Source organism: Polynucleobacter necessarius (genome assembly GCF_900096765.1).
GTDB classification, from domain to species: domain Bacteria; phylum Pseudomonadota; class Gammaproteobacteria; order Burkholderiales; family Burkholderiaceae; genus Polynucleobacter; species Polynucleobacter necessarius_F.
This window is the reverse complement of the sequence record NZ_LT615228.1, coordinates 153,014-172,187: the sequence shown is the minus strand read 5'-3', so window position 1 is coordinate 172,187 and position 19,174 is coordinate 153,014. Positions and strand designations below refer to the sequence as shown.

At 45.7% G+C, this 19,174-nt stretch carries 17 protein-coding genes and 3 pseudogenes; 10 read left to right on the top strand and 10 right to left on the bottom strand.

Going from position 1 to position 19,174, the window contains the following annotated elements; genetic code table 11:
* Nucleotides 1-53 precede the first annotated feature (53 nt).
* The 3 genes from DXE33_RS00945 to DXE33_RS00935 are packed head-to-tail and all read right to left on the bottom strand — an operon-like array spanning nucleotide 54 to nucleotide 2,864.
* Nucleotides 54-890, bottom strand: coding sequence for a TatD family hydrolase (locus DXE33_RS00945; RefSeq protein ID WP_114638248.1), 837 nt, complete (start codon nucleotides 888-890; stop codon nucleotides 54-56).
* A 20-nt stretch (nucleotides 891-910) separates the two neighbouring features.
* A complete protein-coding gene (locus DXE33_RS00940; protein ID WP_114638247.1) occupies nucleotides 911-1,609 on the bottom strand; it encodes an ABC transporter ATP-binding protein in 699 nt (232 codons plus the stop codon).
* A complete protein-coding gene (locus DXE33_RS00935; protein ID WP_114638246.1) occupies nucleotides 1,602-2,864 on the bottom strand; it encodes a lipoprotein-releasing ABC transporter permease subunit in 1,263 nt (420 codons plus the stop codon). Before DXE33_RS00935 ends, DXE33_RS00940 begins: the two co-directional genes overlap by 8 nt.
* Before the next feature lie 197 nt (nucleotides 2,865-3,061).
* Between DXE33_RS00935 and DXE33_RS00930 the strand changes: the two genes are divergently transcribed.
* From DXE33_RS00930 to lysS, 4 genes are all read left to right on the top strand, one after another.
* Nucleotides 3,062-3,892 carry a hypothetical protein gene (locus tag DXE33_RS00930; protein ID WP_231970276.1) on the top strand — a complete coding sequence of 277 codons (831 nt, stop codon included), beginning with the start codon at nucleotides 3,062-3,064 and terminating at the stop codon, nucleotides 3,890-3,892.
* Nucleotides 3,889-5,652 carry a single-stranded-DNA-specific exonuclease RecJ gene (recJ, locus tag DXE33_RS00925; RefSeq protein ID WP_114638245.1) on the top strand — a complete coding sequence of 588 codons (1,764 nt, stop codon included), beginning with the start codon at nucleotides 3,889-3,891 and terminating at the stop codon, nucleotides 5,650-5,652. Before DXE33_RS00930 ends, recJ begins: the two co-directional genes overlap by 4 nt.
* Before the next feature lie 34 nt (nucleotides 5,653-5,686).
* A protein-coding gene (gene prfB, locus DXE33_RS00920) for a peptide chain release factor 2 (RefSeq protein WP_174222278.1) occupies nucleotides 5,687-6,794 on the top strand; the annotation gives its coding sequence in 2 pieces (ribosomal slippage) (nucleotides 5,687-5,761 and nucleotides 5,763-6,794; 1,107 coding nt in all).
* A 37-nt stretch (nucleotides 6,795-6,831) separates the two neighbouring features.
* Nucleotides 6,832-8,379 (top strand): lysine--tRNA ligase, encoded by a 1,548-nt coding sequence (gene lysS, locus DXE33_RS00915; protein ID WP_114638243.1) that lies wholly within the window; start codon nucleotides 6,832-6,834, stop codon nucleotides 8,377-8,379.
* Between the two features lie 75 nt (nucleotides 8,380-8,454).
* Here the strand turns inward: lysS and DXE33_RS00910 are convergent, their stop codons facing one another.
* The 3 genes and pseudogenes from DXE33_RS00910 to DXE33_RS00900 form a co-directional block, all read right to left on the bottom strand.
* Nucleotides 8,455-10,155 carry an amidohydrolase gene (locus DXE33_RS00910; RefSeq protein WP_114638242.1) on the bottom strand — a complete coding sequence of 567 codons (1,701 nt, stop codon included), beginning with the start codon at nucleotides 10,153-10,155 and terminating at the stop codon, nucleotides 8,455-8,457.
* A gap of 90 nt (nucleotides 10,156-10,245) precedes the next feature.
* A pseudogene (cysK, locus tag DXE33_RS00905) lies at nucleotides 10,246-11,200 on the bottom strand (cysteine synthase A).
* Nucleotides 11,201-11,282: 82 nt separating this feature from the next.
* The gene (locus tag DXE33_RS00900; RefSeq protein ID WP_114638241.1) at nucleotides 11,283-11,765 is read right to left on the bottom strand and encodes a disulfide bond formation protein B; all 483 of its coding nucleotides are present in this window, start codon (nucleotides 11,763-11,765) and stop codon (nucleotides 11,283-11,285) included.
* A gap of 152 nt (nucleotides 11,766-11,917) precedes the next feature.
* Here DXE33_RS00900 and DXE33_RS00895 point away from each other — a divergent pair, with 152 nt between their 5' ends.
* A complete protein-coding gene (locus DXE33_RS00895; RefSeq protein WP_114638240.1) occupies nucleotides 11,918-12,694 on the top strand; it encodes a ferredoxin--NADP reductase in 777 nt (258 codons plus the stop codon).
* A gap of 8 nt (nucleotides 12,695-12,702) precedes the next feature.
* Nucleotides 12,703-13,500: a sulfite exporter TauE/SafE family protein gene (locus DXE33_RS00890; protein WP_114638239.1), complete on the top strand. Its 798-nt coding sequence runs from the start codon at nucleotides 12,703-12,705 to the stop codon at nucleotides 13,498-13,500.
* 4 nt (nucleotides 13,501-13,504) lie between these two features.
* Here the strand turns inward: DXE33_RS00890 and DXE33_RS00885 are convergent, their stop codons facing one another.
* Nucleotides 13,505-13,777: a hypothetical protein gene (locus DXE33_RS00885; protein ID WP_114638238.1), complete on the bottom strand. Its 273-nt coding sequence runs from the start codon at nucleotides 13,775-13,777 to the stop codon at nucleotides 13,505-13,507.
* An 85-nt stretch (nucleotides 13,778-13,862) separates the two neighbouring features.
* Between DXE33_RS00885 and DXE33_RS09655 the strand changes: the two genes are divergently transcribed.
* Nucleotides 13,863-14,027: a hypothetical protein gene (locus DXE33_RS09655; RefSeq protein ID WP_174222277.1), complete on the top strand. Its 165-nt coding sequence runs from the start codon at nucleotides 13,863-13,865 to the stop codon at nucleotides 14,025-14,027.
* Nucleotides 14,028-14,097: 70 nt separating this feature from the next.
* Here DXE33_RS09655 and DXE33_RS00880 read toward each other — a convergent pair.
* The 3 genes and pseudogenes from DXE33_RS00880 to epsC form a co-directional block, all read right to left on the bottom strand.
* A pseudogene (locus tag DXE33_RS00880) lies at nucleotides 14,098-15,807 on the bottom strand (family 2A encapsulin nanocompartment cargo protein cysteine desulfurase).
* Between the two features lie 43 nt (nucleotides 15,808-15,850).
* A complete protein-coding gene (locus tag DXE33_RS00875; RefSeq protein ID WP_114638237.1) occupies nucleotides 15,851-16,771 on the bottom strand; it encodes a family 2A encapsulin nanocompartment shell protein in 921 nt (306 codons plus the stop codon).
* Between the two features lie 50 nt (nucleotides 16,772-16,821).
* Nucleotides 16,822-17,730, bottom strand: a complete 909-nt coding sequence (epsC, locus tag DXE33_RS00870) for a serine O-acetyltransferase EpsC (protein WP_114638236.1) — start codon at nucleotides 17,728-17,730, stop codon at nucleotides 16,822-16,824.
* A gap of 153 nt (nucleotides 17,731-17,883) precedes the next feature.
* Between epsC and DXE33_RS10330 the strand changes: the two genes are divergently transcribed.
* From DXE33_RS10330 to DXE33_RS00855, 3 genes and pseudogenes are all read left to right on the top strand, one after another.
* Nucleotides 17,884-18,081 carry an alpha/beta hydrolase gene (locus DXE33_RS10330; protein WP_114638235.1) on the top strand — a complete coding sequence of 66 codons (198 nt, stop codon included), beginning with the start codon at nucleotides 17,884-17,886 and terminating at the stop codon, nucleotides 18,079-18,081.
* A gap of 4 nt (nucleotides 18,082-18,085) precedes the next feature.
* Nucleotides 18,086-18,526, top strand: a complete 441-nt coding sequence (locus DXE33_RS00860) for an RBBP9/YdeN family alpha/beta hydrolase (protein WP_162785386.1) — start codon at nucleotides 18,086-18,088, stop codon at nucleotides 18,524-18,526.
* 28 nt (nucleotides 18,527-18,554) lie between these two features.
* Nucleotides 18,555-19,061 (top strand): annotated as a pseudogene (locus DXE33_RS00855) (sulfate ABC transporter substrate-binding protein); the annotation flags it as partial.
* Nucleotides 19,062-19,174: the final 113 nt, after the last annotated feature.

The window sequence follows — 19,174 nt, the reverse complement described above, 5'->3', positions numbered from 1 at the left end:
AGAACAGGAGCGATCCCCCGGCGATAAAAGCCGCAATTGCTATGCGCAATGATTTAGGAGTTTTGGCTTGGGGTTATATCGCTAGCACAGAGCGATTGCCAGCGAGGCAAAGCTTGCATCGCATTTTGCCAAACTGCTGATGCAAAGTCAGAGCGACTAATTCCACGAATTTGGGCTAACTGCTCAGCTATACGGGGCAAAAAAGATGGCTCATTCAATGCAATGCCCTCCTCCCGCAACCAAGCAGGTGGAATATCAGGCGCATCTGTTTCAGTAACAATACTGTCCAGCGGAAGATCTTTTAGCAGTCGACGAATTTGCAAAGCCCGCCCATACGTTGCAGCCCCACCAAATCCCAACTTAAATCCTAAGTCAATAAACTGCTCTGCCTGCTGGAAGCTGCCATTAAAGGCGTGGGCTATTCCACCTGGGATATTGCGTTGCCGTAATGCCTTGAGAATCGCATCTTGTGAACGACGTACATGCAAAACAACTGGCAACTGATATTTTTGTGCCAAATCTAATTGCGCATGAAAATAATATTCTTGCCGACGCAGATCCAAACCTTCAACAAAGTAATCCAGGCCAATTTCTCCAACGCCAACAAAACGAAGGTCATTTAAAGAGGCTTCAATCTTTTTATCTAAAAGGTCAATATCTGACTCTTGGGCTTGATTGGTATACAAGGGATGAATGCCGAGGGTATAAACCAGACCAGGAATCTGATTGCCATATTCGCTAGCAAGATCTTTGACATGCAAAATATCTGCTACTTTTACTGCGGGCAGCAAGATAGCTTGCACATTTTTTTCTTTTGCAGCCGAAATGATAGATAGCAGCGAGCTGGAGAACTCGGGCGCATCCAAGTGACAGTGAGTATCCATCCACATCGGACTCTGATTCCTCATAGTCACTGTGAAAAGGTCTTTAATACTCCGCGCTCTAAGTGCAAAATGCGATCACAACGTTTAGCGCGCACCGGGTCATGAGTCACGATCACAAAGGCCGTACCTTGTTCACGAGCAATATCTAGCATGAGATCAAAAACACTATCAGCTGTCTCAGTATCGAGATTGCCGGTAGGCTCATCTGCTAGTACGCATGCTGGGTTACCTACCAAAGCCCTAGCAACAGCAACACGCTGACGCTCCCCTCCCGATAACTCCGCTGGGGTATGTAATTCGCGCTTTGCAAGACCAACTGCTTTGAGCATCTTGCTTGCGCGCTCCATGGATTCATCATTACCTAAACCACGAATACGCAACAGTAAGGCCACGTTTTCCACAGCGCTAAATTCATCCAAGAGATGATGAAACTGATAGATGAAGCCAAGACTCTCATTGCGCAAACGGTCAAGCTTAGTAACAGGCAATTGATTGAGTCTTAATCCTGCTAAATCAACTGAACCAGCAGTTGGGGTATCCAAGCCACCTAAAAGATGCAGCAAGGTGCTCTTACCTGAGCCTGAAGAGCCGACGATCGCCAACTTCTCGGATGGAGCAACATCTAAATCAACTGCTTTGAGGACTTCAACTGCTGTTGAGCCCTGGCCATAAGTCTTAGCTAGACCTCTAGCAACTAATACGTGATTGGTACTTTGATTACTCATAGCGCAAAGCCTCCGCAGGCTGAACCTTCGCTGCACGACGACTTGGATATGAAGTGGCAAGCACTGATAAGCCAAATGCCATCAGACCCACGGTCATAACATCACCCAAGCGAACGTCAGACGGCAATTCGCTAATGAAATACACCTCACGAGGCAAGAATCTGACTCGAAATATAGCTTCAATCGTAGGAACGATGACATCAATGTTTAAGGCGATTAATAAACCCAGTCCAACACCAGCGAGCGAACCCAGCAACCCAATAGCAAGACCCTGCACTAAGAAAATGCGTTGAATCAATCCCGGGCTCGCCCCCATTGTTCTCAAAATAGCAATATCCGCTTGCTTTTCATTCACCGTCATCACGAGAGTTGAGACTAAATTGAATGCTGCCACTGCAATAATTAAAGTAAGGATGATGAACATCATCTTCTTTTCGGTTTGAACCGCAGCAAACCAATTGCGGTTTGATCGGGACCAATCACTAACCCATAAAGCCTGTGGCACAACGGCTGCCAACTCATTCGCAACCTCAGGAGCACGTTGCATATCATCTACTTTGACACGCAGGCCAGAAGGATCATAAAGGCGCAACAAAGCTGCAGCGTCTTTCCAATGCATGATGGCTAGCGAACTATCATATTCATAATGACCGCTATCAACAATACCCACCACTTGCAAGGTACGCATGCGGGGCATTGCACCAGCAGGCGTTAAATCACTTTCAGGAACTATCAAATTAATGCGATCACCGACATGAGCGCCAACGATAGCTGCAAGCTGTGCACCCAAGGCAACCCCAAAACTTCCAGGCTGAAGATCATTGATGCTTCCAGCGATAAATTGCTTTGGAAGATCGGATACCTTGCCCTCTTCGCTTGGCAAAATGCCGCGAATAGAAACGCCTCGCATGACATTGTCACGAGCGAGTAATCCTTGGGAACTGACGATGGGCGCAACACCAACTACATGTGGCTGCGCCGCAACCTGTAAAGCAAGCGGTTGCCAATTAGGTAAGCCATCAGGGGATGTGATTTCTACATGGGAGAGCACAGACAGCATGCGATCGCGTACTTCCTTTTGGAAACCATTCATGACCGATAACACCACAATCAGAGAAGCAACTCCCAAAGCAATGCCGGCGGTAGATATTCCGGAGATAAATGAAAGGAAACCGTCGCGCTTACCCACCGCCTTGCGGCGCTTGGAACGGGTGTATCGCAAGCCAATTTCTAGCTCTATAGGAAGTCTCAACATAACGACAGTTTAGACAATTGCTGGGACAAACCGATGGAATAGTCAAATGCCACCTAAAATTAGGGGGATGATGAAAAATGGCACCCCCTCCAAGGACTCTACAAGCCGCTTTACTCTGATGCTTTCAGGGGAAGATGCCCTGGACGATCAACTGATTGGCGATCAACCCCCGCAAGGTCTACCGCACGAACGTTTTTTTGCTAGGGGACCTAGTTCCCGTTGCCCCAGTGCTATTGCTAGGGCAATCGTCTTTAGAAGTAGATCCCCATCAGATCATTGCTTGCCTGCAGCCCGTTTATCTACATGCTACCCGTGACCACCTCATATTGATGGGCCAAAATCAGATCGATCTCACAGAATCTGAATCTGGCCAACTCCTCAAAGCTGCACTCCCTTGTATTGAGGAAGACTTCGGGCATCCAATGCTGTTTCAAAATCGGTATTACTGGTTTATTCCGGCGGGTCCTTTTGCAAGTCTGACCAGTTATAGCGTCGATCAATCCTTAGGGCGCAATATTGACTGGTGGATGCCGCGCGACTTTCATGAAGAAGGAATCGCAAAACGCTGGCGTAAATTACAAAATGAAATCCAGATGCTCTGGCATATTGATCCCGTGAATGAAGAGCGGGAACAACGTAGTTTGCCTAGCATTAATTCCTTATGGATTAGCGGCATCGGAAAATTGAGTAGCGTGCAAGCGCCATCAGAATTTGAAAGTATCAAGCAGATTTATGGGTCTCACCCTTTGCTGGCTGGACTATCCAAACTTTTAAATATTCCTTATCAACAGGATATCAATCCAAATCAGTTACATGGGGCATTTGCTTGGCTTGATCAAGCAGAATTGATTTGGCCCACCCTGTGCGAAGCCTTAAGTAATGATCAATTACATGAATTACTCATCATTGATTTTCCAAAGGGCAAAAAACGTGAGCGCTTGTTTACCGCTAAGAATCTAATCAAAAAAACTTGGCGTTTTTGGAAAAAGGCAGAAGCACTGACTTGGAAAGAGATTATTCAGTCATGAGCGTGTTTACACGACGCCCTTTCTCAGAGCGAACCGCTACCTGGTTGGAACAAAGTGGTCTCCACCCACTGCTGGCTAGGTTATATGCAGCACGTGGACTGGAGTCCCCAGAAGAGCTATCTCTTGAACTGAAAAACCTCATCCCCCCTCCCAAACTCAAAAACTGTTTGAGCACAGCAACATTGCTCGCCGATATTTTGGAGAAGAAAGAGTCAATGCTGATCGTTGCAGACTATGACTGCGACGGAGCCACAGCTTGTGCGGTAGGTCTGCGAGGTTTACGGATGTTGGGTGGACCCGACACACCCATACAGTTTTTGGTTCCCAATCGCTTTACCATGGGATATGGCCTAACCCCTGAGGTGGTTGAGCTTGCGGCACAACAAACACCAAAACCAAAATACCTCATTACGGTAGATAACGGTATTGCTAGCGAGGCTGGTGTAGAGCGCGCCCGCGAACTTGGCATGGAAGTGATCGTCACTGATCACCATTTACCAGGCGATCGACTTCCTAAAGCCACGGCGATCGTGAACCCAAATCAACCAGGGTGTACTTTTCCTAGCAAGGCGCTCGCTGGTGTTGGTGTGATGTTCTACTTGTTAGTGGCACTTCGCGCTGAATTACGTCAGCGCGGTAAATATACGAATGAGACCCAACCCAAAGTTGAGAATTTATTAGACTTAGTTGCATTAGGGACTGTTGCAGACGTTGCGCAACTGGATCGCAATAATCGCGTACTTGTTTCGAATGGCTTAAAACGCATCCGCGCAGGTATATCTCAGCCTGGTATCCAAGCATTATTTCAAGCGGCAGCCCGCGATCCACGCAAAGCCAATACCTTTGATCTTGGATTTGCTATCGGTCCTCGGCTCAATGCCGCAGGGCGCCTTGCAGATATGACGCTAGGTATTCGCTTACTCTTAACTGACAATTCAGATGAGGCAATGACCCTTGCTCAAGAACTAGATCGCATTAATCGTGAGCGCCGTGTCATTGAAACCGGTATGCAAGAGACTGCCCTAGCGCATCTCTCTGAGGATCAACTAGATGGAACGATGGCGCAACGCTCTAGCATTTGCTTGTGGAATCCAGAGTGGCATCAAGGCGTTGTTGGCATTGTGGCTTCCCGTTTAAAGGAGCGCTTTAATCGCCCTGCGATCGTCTTTGCACCAGATGGCAATACTGGAGAAGAGCTGTGTGGTTCAGGCAGATCGCTTTCGGGATTTCATTTACGAGATGCCTTAGATATTGTTTCCAAACGTGAGCCTGGATTGATACTCAAATTTGGGGGTCATGCTATGGCGGCGGGCCTGACGATTCGCAAGAATGATTTTGAAAAATTTGATGCTTGCTTTCAGGAGGTTGCAAACAGCCTACTCACCGATGAGTTACTAGAGCGTCGCCACGCACATGATGGCGCTCTCGCGCCTTCCGAGTTCACCCCTGAAATTGGTGACTTACTTGCCGAAGAAATCTGGGGACAAGGATTTCCTCAGCCCGTGTTCTATGGCGAATTCGAAATCACGCAGCAAAGCCTTATGAAGGAGAAGCATCTTAGGCTGATGGTTCGCCCATTAGGGGGCGATACCTCTTATAACCAGCTCACCCAAAAACCACTAACAGCCGTTTGGTTTAACCGCACCCAAACCTTGCCGGCCACGGCCAAACTAGCCTACCGCCTAGTAACTGACCGTTATCAGGGGCAAGCCCGCGTTCAACTCATGATCGAAGCGCACGACGAGACAACACTTGCCTGAGGGTCGCAAACAATAACCCCCTTATAATTAGGGGATGGAAGCTGAACAACTCCTCAATACTATTTCGAATACCTTGTCCGATCTGCTCACTCGTGAGCAAGCTCTTCGGGGGTATCTTTGACTTCGAGGTAAAGTCACGTCGCCTTACTGAAGTTAACTCAATTCTGGAAGATCCCACCATTTGGGACGACCAAAAGAAAGCACAAGCGCTGGGCAAAGAAAAAAAATTACTCGATGGTGTTGTTGCAACCCTCACTGATTTAAATACCAACATCACCAGCGCCATCGAATTATTCGAAATGGCTAAAGAAGAAAGTGATTTTGAGACGATTGCTGCCATTGAGCAAGACGTGGAAACCTACAGCAAGATCATCAACGATCTGGAATTTCGTCGGATGTTCCATAACGAGATGGACTCTTGTAATTGCTTTATCGATATTCAAGCAGGCGCAGGTGGTACAGAAGCGTGTGACTGGGCCAGCATGCTCTATCGTCAATACCTCAAGTATTGCGAACGCAAAGGATATAAAACTGAAATTCTAGAAGAGTCTGATGGTGATGTCGCCGGTATCAAGAGCGCCACCATTAAAGTAGACGGCGAATATGCCTATGGGCACCTTCGCTCCGAAACTGGTGTACACCGCTTAGTGCGTAAGTCTCCTTTTGATTCTTCAAATGGACGCCACACCTCATTTGCTTCAATCTACGTATATCCAGAAATCGATGATTCGATTGAGATTGAAGTCAATCCAGCGGATATTCGTACTGATACCTACCGTGCCTCTGGTGCCGGCGGCCAGCACATTAACAAAACTGACTCAGCAGTGCGTTTAACCCACGTCCCAACCGGAATTGTGGTGCAGTGTCAGAACGATCGCAGTCAACACCGCAACCGCGCTGAGGCTATGAGCATGCTTAAGTCCCGCCTTTATGAACATGAAATGCAAAAGCGCCGCGCTGAGCAGGATAAGTTAGAAGCGAGTAAGACGGATGTAGGTTGGGGTCATCAAATTCGCTCTTATGTCTTAGATCAAAGCCGCATTAAAGACTTACGCACTAACGTTGAGATTTCTAATACCCAAAAAGTATTAGATGGAGATCTTGATGCTTTCATTGAAGCCAGTCTGAAGCAAGGCGTTTAACCACTCTCATTGTGCAATATCACTGCTAGTTAAAAATATGAACGATAAAACCAACCCCACACCAGCCACTGAAGTAGTCGATGAGAATCACATCATTGCCGAGCGGCGCGAGAAGCTAGCTAAGCTACGTGAAAGCGGAGTAGCCTTTCCCAATGATTTTGTTCCTACCCACTTAGCAACTGATCTGCATGCGCACTATGACAGCTTGACTAAAGAAGAGTTGGCAGAAAAGAAGATTCATGTCAAAGTTGCTGGCCGCATGATCCTCAAGCGCGTGATGGGTAAGGCAAGTTTTGCCACCATCCAAGATCGCAGCGGACAAATTCAGTTCTATATCAATGATGAGCTCACTGGAGTAGATACCCATGGTGCCTTTAAGCATTGGGATATGGGCGACTTTATTTCCGCTGAAGGCAATCTCTTTAAGACCAATAAAGGTGAGTTATCTGTAGAGTGCAGCAATTTGCGTTTACTGAGCAAATCTTTACGCCCGCTCCCGGATAAGTTTCATGGTCTTTCAGATTTAGAGACCAAATATCGTCAGCGCTATGTTGATTTAATCGTCAATCCAGAGAGTCGCAATACTTTTAAAGCACGCAGTAAGGCTATCGCTTCTTTGCGTCGCCATATGCTTGATGCAGACTTCATGGAAGTGGAAACTCCGATGCTCCACCCTATCCCTGGTGGCGCAGCAGCCAAGCCCTTCATCACTCATCACAACGCATTAGACATGCAAATGTTCTTGCGTATTGCGCCTGAGCTTTACCTCAAGCGTTTAGTGGTTGGTGGCTTTGAGCGTGTATTTGAAATCAATCGCAACTTCCGTAATGAAGGTGTGAGCCCACGCCACAATCCAGAATTTACGATGATGGAGTTCTATGCGGCGTATACCGACTACCGTTGGTTAATGGATTTCACAGAAGGCCTCATTCGTGCCGCCGCAATTGATGCGCAAGGCACTGCAGTATTGACCCACCAAGGTCGTGAACTCGATTTAAGTAAACCATTCCAACGCCTCACGATTAATGAAGCCATCCTCAAGTATTGCGGTCAGTCTGGCAAAAACTATGACGCTGCTCAATTAGATGATGCAACCTTCATTCGTGCTGAGTTGAAAAAAGGTGGCGAGAATCCTGACTCCCCTACCCTGAAGAACGCGGGTATTGGCGCCTTGCAATTAGCACTGTTTGAATTGGTTGCTGAAGAGCACCTCTGGGAGCCAACTTACATCATCGACTACCCAATTGAAGTCAGCCCGCTAGCTAGAGAGTCTGATACACGTCCGGGCATTACTGAGCGTTTTGAATTATTCATTACCGGTCGTGAAATTGCCAACGGCTTCTCAGAGCTCAATGATGCTGAAGACCAAGCAAATCGCTTCCGCAAGCAAGTAGAGCAAAAAGAAGCGGGCGATGAAGAGGCAATGTATTTTGATCATGACTTCATTCGCGCCCTTGAATACGGCATGCCTCCAACTGGTGGTTGCGGTATTGGTATCGATCGCTTAGTCATGCTGCTTACTGATGCACCCAATATTCGTGATGTGATCCTCTTCCCGCACCTGCGCCGCGAGGAAGAAGGCTAATTTTTAAGTCGCATCACAAGAGTAATAACTAAGGGGGCAGTAGCCCCCTTAGTTATTACATGACTTAAAGAATAGTTAATCGCTATAAACCTCTACGCCACGCTTAATGGTCCTTGTAACCCGAATATTTTTTAGATCATTGGGATTCACTTTAAGCGGGTTCTGATCAAGCATCACTAAATCAGCTAACTTGCCAGCAGTAATTGATCCCTTGCTTGCCTCTTCTTTGTATTGATACGCCGCATTGATTGTGAAGCCCTGAAGCGCAAGATATGGGCCAATGGATTGATCAGGTCCGAGTATTTTGCCGCCAACAGTTTTACGATTGACTGCGCTCCAGATAGAAAATAAGACATTAGGCCCTGATGAGGGAGTGTCGTTGTGAATGGCAATCTTGACGCCTTTTGTACTAGCACTCTTAAGAGGGCTGAGATTACTAGCTCTCTCGACTCCTAATGTATTGAGATAAGTATCTCCATACATCCAGGTTCCGTTAGGCATCATGACTGCCATAATATTTTTCTTCCTGTAATCATCTAACTGATCATCACGCACAAAGAAAGAATGGGCAATTACCGTGCGACGATCTTCTGTTACGCCCGTTTCTGCAATTGCCTTAGAGATAGCAGCTAAAGTCATATCTATTCCCGCATCGCCATTGCTATAACCAAAATACTGGATGTTCTTTTCATAAGCCAACTTGGCATACCGATCAATTAGAGACTGAGGGTAATAGGCAAAGCCGCGCCAATCCTTTAGAAAGCCAGTTGTATCGAGATAGGATTTGGAGAAATATGCCAAACGTAACTGAGGGGCACCATCAGTTGGAACTTGAATTCCCGCAAACATAAAGCCGTGATCGCCTAGGCTATATGCACCAAACTGGAAATTGGGATTGCTTACAAGCATTTGTTCAACCGTATCAAATGTCGGCAGGGCAATTAAATCAATCCCGACAATTTTCCGATCCACAGCCAATCGCATATCGCGCATATCAGCAATACTAGCTTCATAGCTTTGCGCAGTAGTAAAGCCATTCGATACGTAGGTCTTCTCGGCCTTACGATAAGTCTCGAAAGTTAAATCCTGAGAATACTTACCTACCGCCTTTGCTACCGCATCTAAATAAGGCATACCAATGAGTTCACCAGTTAATTGACCAGTCTTAGGATCAACCGGAATAAATCCAGAGACTGCTTTAGTCTGTTTAGTAATGCCTAGCTTTTTAAGACCAGCAGAATTCACTATACCAGTTAGGGTGGAAATATTTTCAATCAAGACTGCTTGCTTAGGAAAGGCCGCATCTAAATCAGCAAGAGTCAATGGTCCATCAGATAGCAAAGCCTCAGCGTAGCCTGTACCAATCACCCAACCATTAAAGACGTTAGCTTCGGTCTTTAACTTCTGAATTAGCTGCGCTCTTGTTTGGGGAGGATTCTTGGAGAAATAAGCCAAATTAACCCAGAGAGAATCTTGAGCAATTAGAGAAAAATGTCCCCAAGTATCTATAAATCCAGGTAGCAGGGTTTGACCTTTTAGATCATAAGGGGTGGCATCAGCACCCGCCAAATTAAAGGCTCCCTTTACATCACCTGCATAGATAATTTTGCTGCCTTCAACAACAACAGCCTCTACATATCGCGGGGAATCCCCTTCCATGGTGAGAATATCGCCATTGAAATAGACGGTTTTAGTGTCCGCCAAAGCAACACTAGCATGCATTAATGAAAAAGTGAGAAATAAAAAGCCGAGGGATTTTCGTAGAGATGTATTCATAGGCTCATTTATAGACCTTTACGTCTTATAAAACAAATTGGGCAACCATTGAGGCTGCCCAAGCACTTAAATTATTGATAGCCCTTTTACTTAGGCAGGAAGACCCTTCTCATCAAATACACCTTCAAATAATGCAGAGCTCAAATAACGCTCAGCAGCATCCGGCAGCACAACCACAATAGTCTCACCAGCATATTCGGGCTTCTTAGCCAAGCGCACGGCTACTGCAGCTGCGGCACCACAAGAGATGCCCACCAAAATACCCTCTTCCTTGGCAATACGACGGGCAAATTCAATGGCCTCTTCATTGCTGACTTGCTCAACCTTATCTACAACGGATAAATCCAGCACCAATTCCTTGAATCTTGTGTGGCGCAGGTTTAATTTCTTCGCCATTAAGTTTTTGGGTGATCACTGGGCTAGTGGTCGGCTCAATGGCTACGACTTCAATATTCTTATTCTTGGCGTGTTTAATGTAACGCCCTACACCAGAAATAGTGCCACCCGTACCAACACCAGCAACAAACACATCAATATTGCCATCCGTGTCTTCCCAAATTTCTGGGCCGGTAGTCTTCTCATGAATTGCTGGATTTGAAGGATTGCTAAATTGCTGAAGCAATACATACTTATTGGGGTCTGATTCGGCAATTTCTTTTGCTTTAGCAACCGCGCCATTCATACCCTTAGGGCCTTCAGTCAAAACAATCTTGGCACCCAAAGCAGTCAGTAACTTGCGACGCTCAATACTCATCGTTTCAGGCATGGTCAATGTCAGCGGGATGCCACGTGCTGCTGCTACGAAAGCCAATGCAATACCAGTATTGCCAGAGGTTGGCTCAACCAGCTCTTTACCGGGGCCAAGCAAGCCTTTTTCTTGGGCGTCATTGATCATTGCCACACCAATACGGCACTTTACTGAATAGGCTGGGTTACGGCCTTCAATCTTAGCAAGCACAGTGGCTTTAGCCCCATCAGTTACACGATTAAGACGAACTAAAGGCGTCTTGCCAATCGTTTGGGAGTTATCGGTAAAGTAAGTCATCAGCTTTCCTTAATACAAAAATAGTTTAGTAAGTAATCTTATGGGTTATAGCCCGTTTTGTAAAAGAAGGCTTTGTTATTAGCTAAGCACGGATTTTTCTAAAGAAGGTAATTATCAACACCAATAAAAGTACGCCAAACCAGAATAAAGACCATTCTGGAACTTGCAGACCAAAGATGGCTGGTAATTGCGCTGAACATAGGCCATCTGCCTTGAACAACCAAGGCAAGCCCTGAGCAAGCTGAAATTGATTGATCCAAGTCTCTAAAGGATCAATGCCACAAGAACTCTCCGGATGAGATAACAGCCAAACTTGGCGAGCAGCAATAGAAAAGCCGTACGCAGCCGATATCACCGCAAGCCCATGAAAGAATTTACGCAAAGGCGGGATACCTACCGCCAAGAAGCAAAAAATGGCGACCCCCAAGTAACCCACTCTTTGCAAAATACATAGCGGGCAAGGTAAGAAGCTCACCCCCTGGAAACCAACTTGCTGCAACTCCACAGCATAGGCAACCAATCCAAAGCTCAGGAGGGATAGATATAAGTATTGGGCTCTAGTCATCATTCAATCATAGCGGGTGAAGGCCTTAAACTCGAAAAACACGTCCTTATTACTAAAAGTGCATTTGATATGAAAAGTTAATCCTTCAATCCCTCAAAAAAGGGTCAATTTTTGAGGATAATCAATGATTTGCAAAATTTACTAAGCTTTTTATGGCCGCTTATCACACCGAAACCGTATTAACCGTTCACCACTGGAACGACACCCTCTTTAGCTTTACCACCACTCGCAATAAAGGCCTGCGTTTTCGTAGCGGCCATTTTTTGATGATTGGACTTGAGGTAGAAGGCAAGCCTCTCGTGCGTGCTTATAGCGTTGCGAGTCCAAACTATGAAGAACATTTAGAGTTTTTGAGCATTAAAGTGCAAGATGGTCCGCTCACATCACGCCTACAAAAAATTCAAGTGGGCGACCCCATTTTGGTCAGCGAAAAATCTGTTGGCACATTGGTGCTAGATGATTTAAATCCTGGCAAACATCTCTACCTATTTAGTACTGGTACTGGCTTAGCGCCATTCATGAGCATCATTCGCGATCCTGAAACTTATGAGAAATTTGAAAAGGTTGTATTGATTCATGGCGTCCGTCTAGTGAGCGAACTGGCTTATGCTGACTACATTAAGAATGAACTCACTCAAGATGAATACCTTGGCGAGCTCATTCGCGAAAAATTAATCTACTATCCAACAGTCACTCGCGAGGCTTTCAAACACACTGGTCGACTCACGACTGCAATTGAATCGGGCCAACTCTTTAAGGACATCGGCTTGCCACCATTGGATCCAGCAGTAGATCGCGCCATGATTTGCGGCAGCCCTTCTATGCTTAAGGAAACATCAGAGATGCTTGATGCCGAAGGCTTCAAAGTCTCTCCAAGCTTAGGCCAAATGGGTGATTACGTATTCGAACGCGCGTTCGTTGAGAAGTAAATTAGGGAATGCTTGACGCTTTGCAGGGGTCCCTGCACTACGTTTTTTCTGGTGCCCTAGTCGGTTTATTAGTTGGTCTTACCGGTGTTGGTGGGGGCTCTTTGATGACGCCAATTCTGACGCTAATCTTTGGTGTTGCACCAACTACAGCCGTAGGCACTGACTTAGCATTTGCTGCGATTACCAAAGGTATTGGCACAGCAGCCCATCGTCTTCATGGCAATGTGAAATGGGATATTGTTGGTCTTTTATGTGCCGGTAGTCTAACAACAGCAACCGCATCTATTTTGGTTCTCAAGCAGCTCGGGCCAATATCAAAAGACTGGGTACACCTGATTACTTTCTCGATTGGCGTCTCCGTTCTTCTTACTGCACTTTCGCTAACTGTTAGAGCCAGAATTCTGGAGTGGGTAAAGAAAAACCCCAAGAAGATGCCTCATGGAGTCGGCCTTAAGATTGTTGCGACCGTACTGATTGGTGGTGCAATTGGTTTACTTGTCACTATTTCTTCGATTGGAGCAGGTGCGATTGGAGCAACTCTCATATTGATGCTCTACCCACACTTAAAGACCGCTGAAGTTGCAGGGACGGATATTGCTTATGCAGTTCCGCTAACCGCTCTGGCAGGCTTTGGACATTGGTGGTTAGGCAATGTGGATTTCACACTCTTATTTGGCCTGTTAGTAGGCTCCGTTCCGGCTATTTGGCTGGGTGCCAAACTTTCTAGCACCCTCCCCGAAAAATTGACTCGCACTGCCTTGGCAATTACTTTGCTATTAGTTGGAATTAAACTCGTTTTGGCATAACTTCTTAGTAAGGGGTATGCTCATAAAAGTGCTCAGCGACACCCTCCCTGCTGATGTGCCTACCAATCAACCAAACTCCTGCGATAAAACTACCAGCTATCGAAATGCCTCGAAAGTAATCCCATACATCCCCGCCATTAATCCATAAAGAAGCCAAGAAATCATTTATAGCGCCTAAATGAACTGCGAGGCCAATTAAAGCCACCCCTGTCAAAGCGCCAAGCAAGGACCCATAAAAGCGCTGCTCCTTCGCGTGCTTACTCCCCTGATTTGCCATATATTCCCCCTAATAAGTAGCTCTATCTTAAAAATCCTGGGCCAATTAGAGAAGCAAGAAAAACAAAGGATTGTTAGGAACCTTCATGTCACCTGTTCGAGAGCTCTATAACCCAGTAATCACCAAGTTACTGCGAGAACATGATCAACTTTCGCATGAGCAAGTTGAGGAACGCAAAAGCTTTCAACGTCGCATCCTCTTCTTGATGAGTACCATTAAATATGCAGAGTTCGAAGAATCTTTCGCATAAATACTTCAATGATTTGATTAAAAAAAAGGCCACATTGCGTGGCCTTTTTTATTGCTACAACTACATTGATTTAGTGCTGACTGCGAATACGATGAAGCACCGCAATCATATGATCTACTTCCTGGCAGGTATTGTAAAAAGCCAATGAAGGCCGAACGGTTGTCTCTACACCCATACGACGCAAAATAGGTTGAGCGCAATGATGACCAGAACGCACTGCAATTCCCTCTTTATTTAAAGCTGCTCCAATATCTTCAGTCTTAATTCCTGGAATAACAAACGATAAAACGCTAGCTTTATCTTTGGCCGTACCAATCAACCGAATACCTGGAACCTCTTTTAATAAGCGAGTTGCATATAGCAGGAGTTGGTGCTCATATTGATCAATCAATTCAATGCCAACAGAATTGACGTAATCGATTGCCGCTCCCAGGCCTACTGCATCAGCAATATTGCCTGTTCCCGCCTCAAAACGACTAGGTGCATCATGAAACTTGGTATGCTCAAACGTCACATCCTGAATCATATTTCCACCACCCTGTCAAGGCTGAGTTGCATTAAGCAAATCTTCCTTGCTGTAGAGAGCACCGATACCCGTTGGTCCAAAAACCTTATGGCCAGAAAATACAAACCAATCTGGATTAAGGTCTTGTAGATCCACTTTCATATGCGAAATAGATTGAGCACCATCAAGCAATACCTTGACGCCTGCCGAGTGTGCAATTTCAATAATCTTCTTTGCTGGAGTGATCGTACCCAATGCGTTTGAAACATGGGTAAAGCTCACGAGCTTAGTACGACTATTGAATAGCTTTTGATACTCATCCAAGAGCAGTTCGCCATCGTCATTTACCGGAATCACCCGAATACGCAAACCTTTTTCTTTGGCGAGTAATTGCCAAGGAACGATATTGGCATGATGCTCAAGATTGCTCAGAATAATCTCATCGCCCTCTTTAAGGTTTTGTCGCCCCCAACTCTGGGATACTAAGTTAATTGCCTCAGTAGTGCCGCGAACAAAAATAATCTCATTTACTGATTTGGCATTAATGAATGCGCGTACCTTTTCACGGGCACCCTCATAGGCATCGGTAGCACGAGCAGCTAATTCATGAGCGGCACGATGAATATTAGAATTCTCATGCTCATAGAAATAGCTAATACGATCAATAACTGATTGCGGCTTTTGAGTGGTCGCAGCATTGTCAAACCAAACCAGCTGACGTCCATTTACGCGTTCAGATAGGATTGGAAAATCCTTACGAACTAGTAATGGATCAAGTGCCGTATTTTGAGACTTGGGCACTGAAATATCGTCCAGAATTATCTGGTTCACAAATAATTCATTGCTGGGATTGACCAAGTCGCCCAATAGCGAGTTAGGAATAAATTGCTCAGCGCCAAAACTTCTACCCAAAGAGAGTGAGCTCGGTTTTTTTGTTAGCTCATCATGACCAGCTTGCTGCGCTGGACCACCTAAAGCTTGCTGCGGAACAGCCAACACATCTAATGAGCTTGGAGGGCGAAAAGAATGACTTGCTACCCCAGTGGGCAAATTACCGCGTGGATCACCCAAACTCAATGAACTGGGATTGTGATCAGGTAACTCGCCTCCAGGCTTATGCTGCAAAGAGGCGAGCACTTGCTGGGCAATCGCCGCCAGATCCGAAGATGCATTGGGTTGAAAAGAGTGACTAGTTACGCCACTCGGGAGATTTCCGCGCGGATCCCCAAAGCTATTTGACTGTGGCTGGTAATCGGAGAAATTTTGATTAGCCAAGTCAGCCAATACCTTGGGGTCTAGCAAGCCTGGATGAACTGGGTTACTTGTACTCATGATATTTACCAACCTCAACACCATCAAGAACTGCGAGAGCATCATCAGTCAAGACTGCCAAAGAGCAATACAAGGAAACCAAATAAGAGGCAATTGCCTTATTGTTAATACCCATAAAGCGCACAGATAGGCCTGGGCTTTGCTCACCCGGCAAATTTGGTTGATATAGGCCCACTACACCCTGCTTCTTCTCTCCAGTACGGATTAACAAAATAGAAGATTTACCATCTTGAATTTTGACCTTGTCCGAAGGAATCAATGGAACACCACGCCATGTCAAGAATTGACTGCCAAACAAGCCTACTGTTGGAGGGGGAACACCACGGCGGGTGCACTCACGACCAAATGCTGCAATCGTTTTTGGGTGAGCCAAGAAGAATCCAGGCTCTTTCCAAACCTTGGTAAGCAACTCATCCAAGTCATCTGGTGTTGGTGCACCAGTTCGGGTTTTGATACGCTGATCAGGCGCTACGCTAGCTAGCAAGCCATACTCAGCATTGTTAATGAGCTCACCCTCTTGGCGCTCTTTAACGGTCTCAATCGTCAAGCGTAACTGCTCGCTGATTTGGTTGTATGGACTGCTATACAAATCAGAAATACGAGTATGTACATCCAACACAGTATTAACAGCGCTCAGGAAATACTCGCGTGGGTTTGCATCATAATCCACAAAAGTTTGCGGCAATACGCGCTCGTTATCGCGACTAGAACAGTCCGTTAATACTTCGGATGGATTAATCACTTTATTGAGGCGATAGATGCCAGCCTCAACCGGAACCCAACCTAAAAGCTGAGTTAACCAACGAGGAGAAATAGTGGATAACTGGGGTACCGTCTTGGTTGCATTGGCTAATTGCCGTGCTGCTAAATCGCCTAATGCGGTTGGACTTTGAATAACTTCTGCCATAACTACTCCTTTAGTGGTTGATTAAAAACATTGAAATAAATTGATGAGGTCTAGTGACCCAGTGTTTGCGCTTGTGAAATATTGCTATCAGGCGGAACACTCCTGGTTAGCCAGACATTCCCGCCAATCGTTGATCTAGCGCCAATCGTGATGCGACCAAGCACCGTTGCACCCGCATAAATCACCACATCGTCTTCCAAAATGGGGTGTCGATCTGCGCCCTTAATAAGATTGCCTTCATCGTCTTCAGGAAAGCGCTTCGCCCCCAAAGTCACTGCTTGATAAAGCCTGACGTTCTTGCCCAAGATGGCTGTTTGACCAATGACTACGCCAGTTCCGTGATCGATAAAGAAACCTTCCCCAATCTTGGCGCCCGGGTGAATGTCGACGCCTGTTTTTGAATGCGCAATCTCAGAGATAAACCGCGCCAATAAAGGCGTCCCTAACTCATATAAGGCGTGAGCAATGCGGTAATGAATGGCTGCACTAACACCGGGGTAGCACAAGAGAATTTCAGAAACACTGGTTGCTGCCGGGTCACCACTCATGGCAGCACGGATATCACTCACAATTAATGCCCGTATTGCAGGAAGTTCAGATGCAAATTGAGTGGTCAGCTTTTCTGCTAGCGCATCAAATGTTGCCTCTTCCTCCAAATTGCTATTTGAAGAAAAATACAAACCGCGTCGAATTTGCTCCGATAAGGTGTTCAAAGCTACGCTCAAAACACTACCTACAAAGTAATCGATACTCTCATCCGTTAAATCGGATCTCCCATAATGAGTGGGAAATAAAGCAGCAAAAACACCCTTCAGTACCTCCTCTAAGGCCTCTCTTGATGGAAGCTCCCGCACTCTGCCAAGATGACGAATCTTATGGGTTTCCTCGCGAGATAACCGCAGTTGGGCAACCACCTGGGGGAGTTGGAATGAATGAGATACTGGACGATGACTAGACATAAATCATTTGGATATTGAATAAACAAATGAAATTTATGACTTAACTAGCAATAAGAGAACTAAGAATTACAGATAAGCTTTCCTGAATATGGATAGCATTTTTTCTTGTTTCCTTGTTGGCGTATTTAGTTCTACAGTGATGCCAAATTCACCATGACAAATACTCATACCCTCATCATTCCTGGTTATCGCGGTAGCGAGGATGCTCATTGGCAAAGTTGGATAGAAGCTCAAATTCCTGGATCCAAACGAATCTATCAGAATTGGGAGCAGCCCATTTTGTCGAACTGGGCTACCAATATTGGCCGTACATTAACTGATCTAGTTTCCCCTGCGTGGCTGCCTTGCTAGTATTTTGGCTGCCATCGAAAATCCTGAAAAGGTTGCTGGCCTCATGCTTGTAGCACCGGCAGATCCAGAGCGTTTTGATCAATCTGGCGTAAAACGCTGGCATGGAATTGGCGCGTCAGAAAGTATTCGCGCTCAAATTCCAGCGAATAGGCTTCCTGTTCCCAGCCTTCTCATTGCAAGCGATAACGATCCCTGGATGCAGGCTTCTAAAGCACAACTTTGGGGGAACTGCTGGGGCAGTTGCACCTTTACACTCAAAGACGCAGGCCATATCAATACCGCCTCTGGTTTTGGTCCATGGCCCGATGGCCTTAAACTATTTAACCACTTTAAACACTCTGTTCTAGAGTCTCAGGAAGAAAGCCAACGTATTGTTTTAAAAGACAATTCTTCTCTAATTCAATTTAACGATAACCAATCCACTTTTTCTTGCTTCTCAGCCTAAGGGTTTTTCTCTAAATTCTTTTCATCAAATGAAAGGAATTGGAATGAAACGCATTAGTTTATCAAAATTCGCAGCAATACTGTTTTTAGGGGTTGGACTAATTTCTTCAGCCTATGCTCAGCAAACGATCTTGAACGTCTCTTACGATCCCACTCGTGAGCTTTATCAAGATTACGACAAGGTGTTTACTGCCGATTGGAAAAAAACATCTGGCCAAGATATTTCTATCAAACAATCTCATGGGGGCTCAAGCAAACAAGCCCGCGCCGTACTTGATGGTTTAGATGCTGACGTGGTAACACTTGCCCTCGCTTACGATATTGATATCTTGGCGGAAAAAGGCTTAGTTGCTAAAGATTGGCAAAAGAAATTCAAAGATAACTCTTCACCATACACATCGACAATCGTCTTCTTGGTTCGCAAAGGCAATCCAAAAGGCATTAAGGATTGGAATGACCTCGCCAAACCAGGTATCGAAGTCATCACACCAAACCCTAAAACTTCTGGTGGCTGGCAGAAAGCCCAAAAAACCCACTTTAACGATGGCGGTGTTTTTGACGAAATAATTGTCAAATAAGCTTCAAAAGTAGTGTGATGAATTAAACCTAAACAGCCCAGACATTACCCTCTGGGCTGTTTTTTATGGAT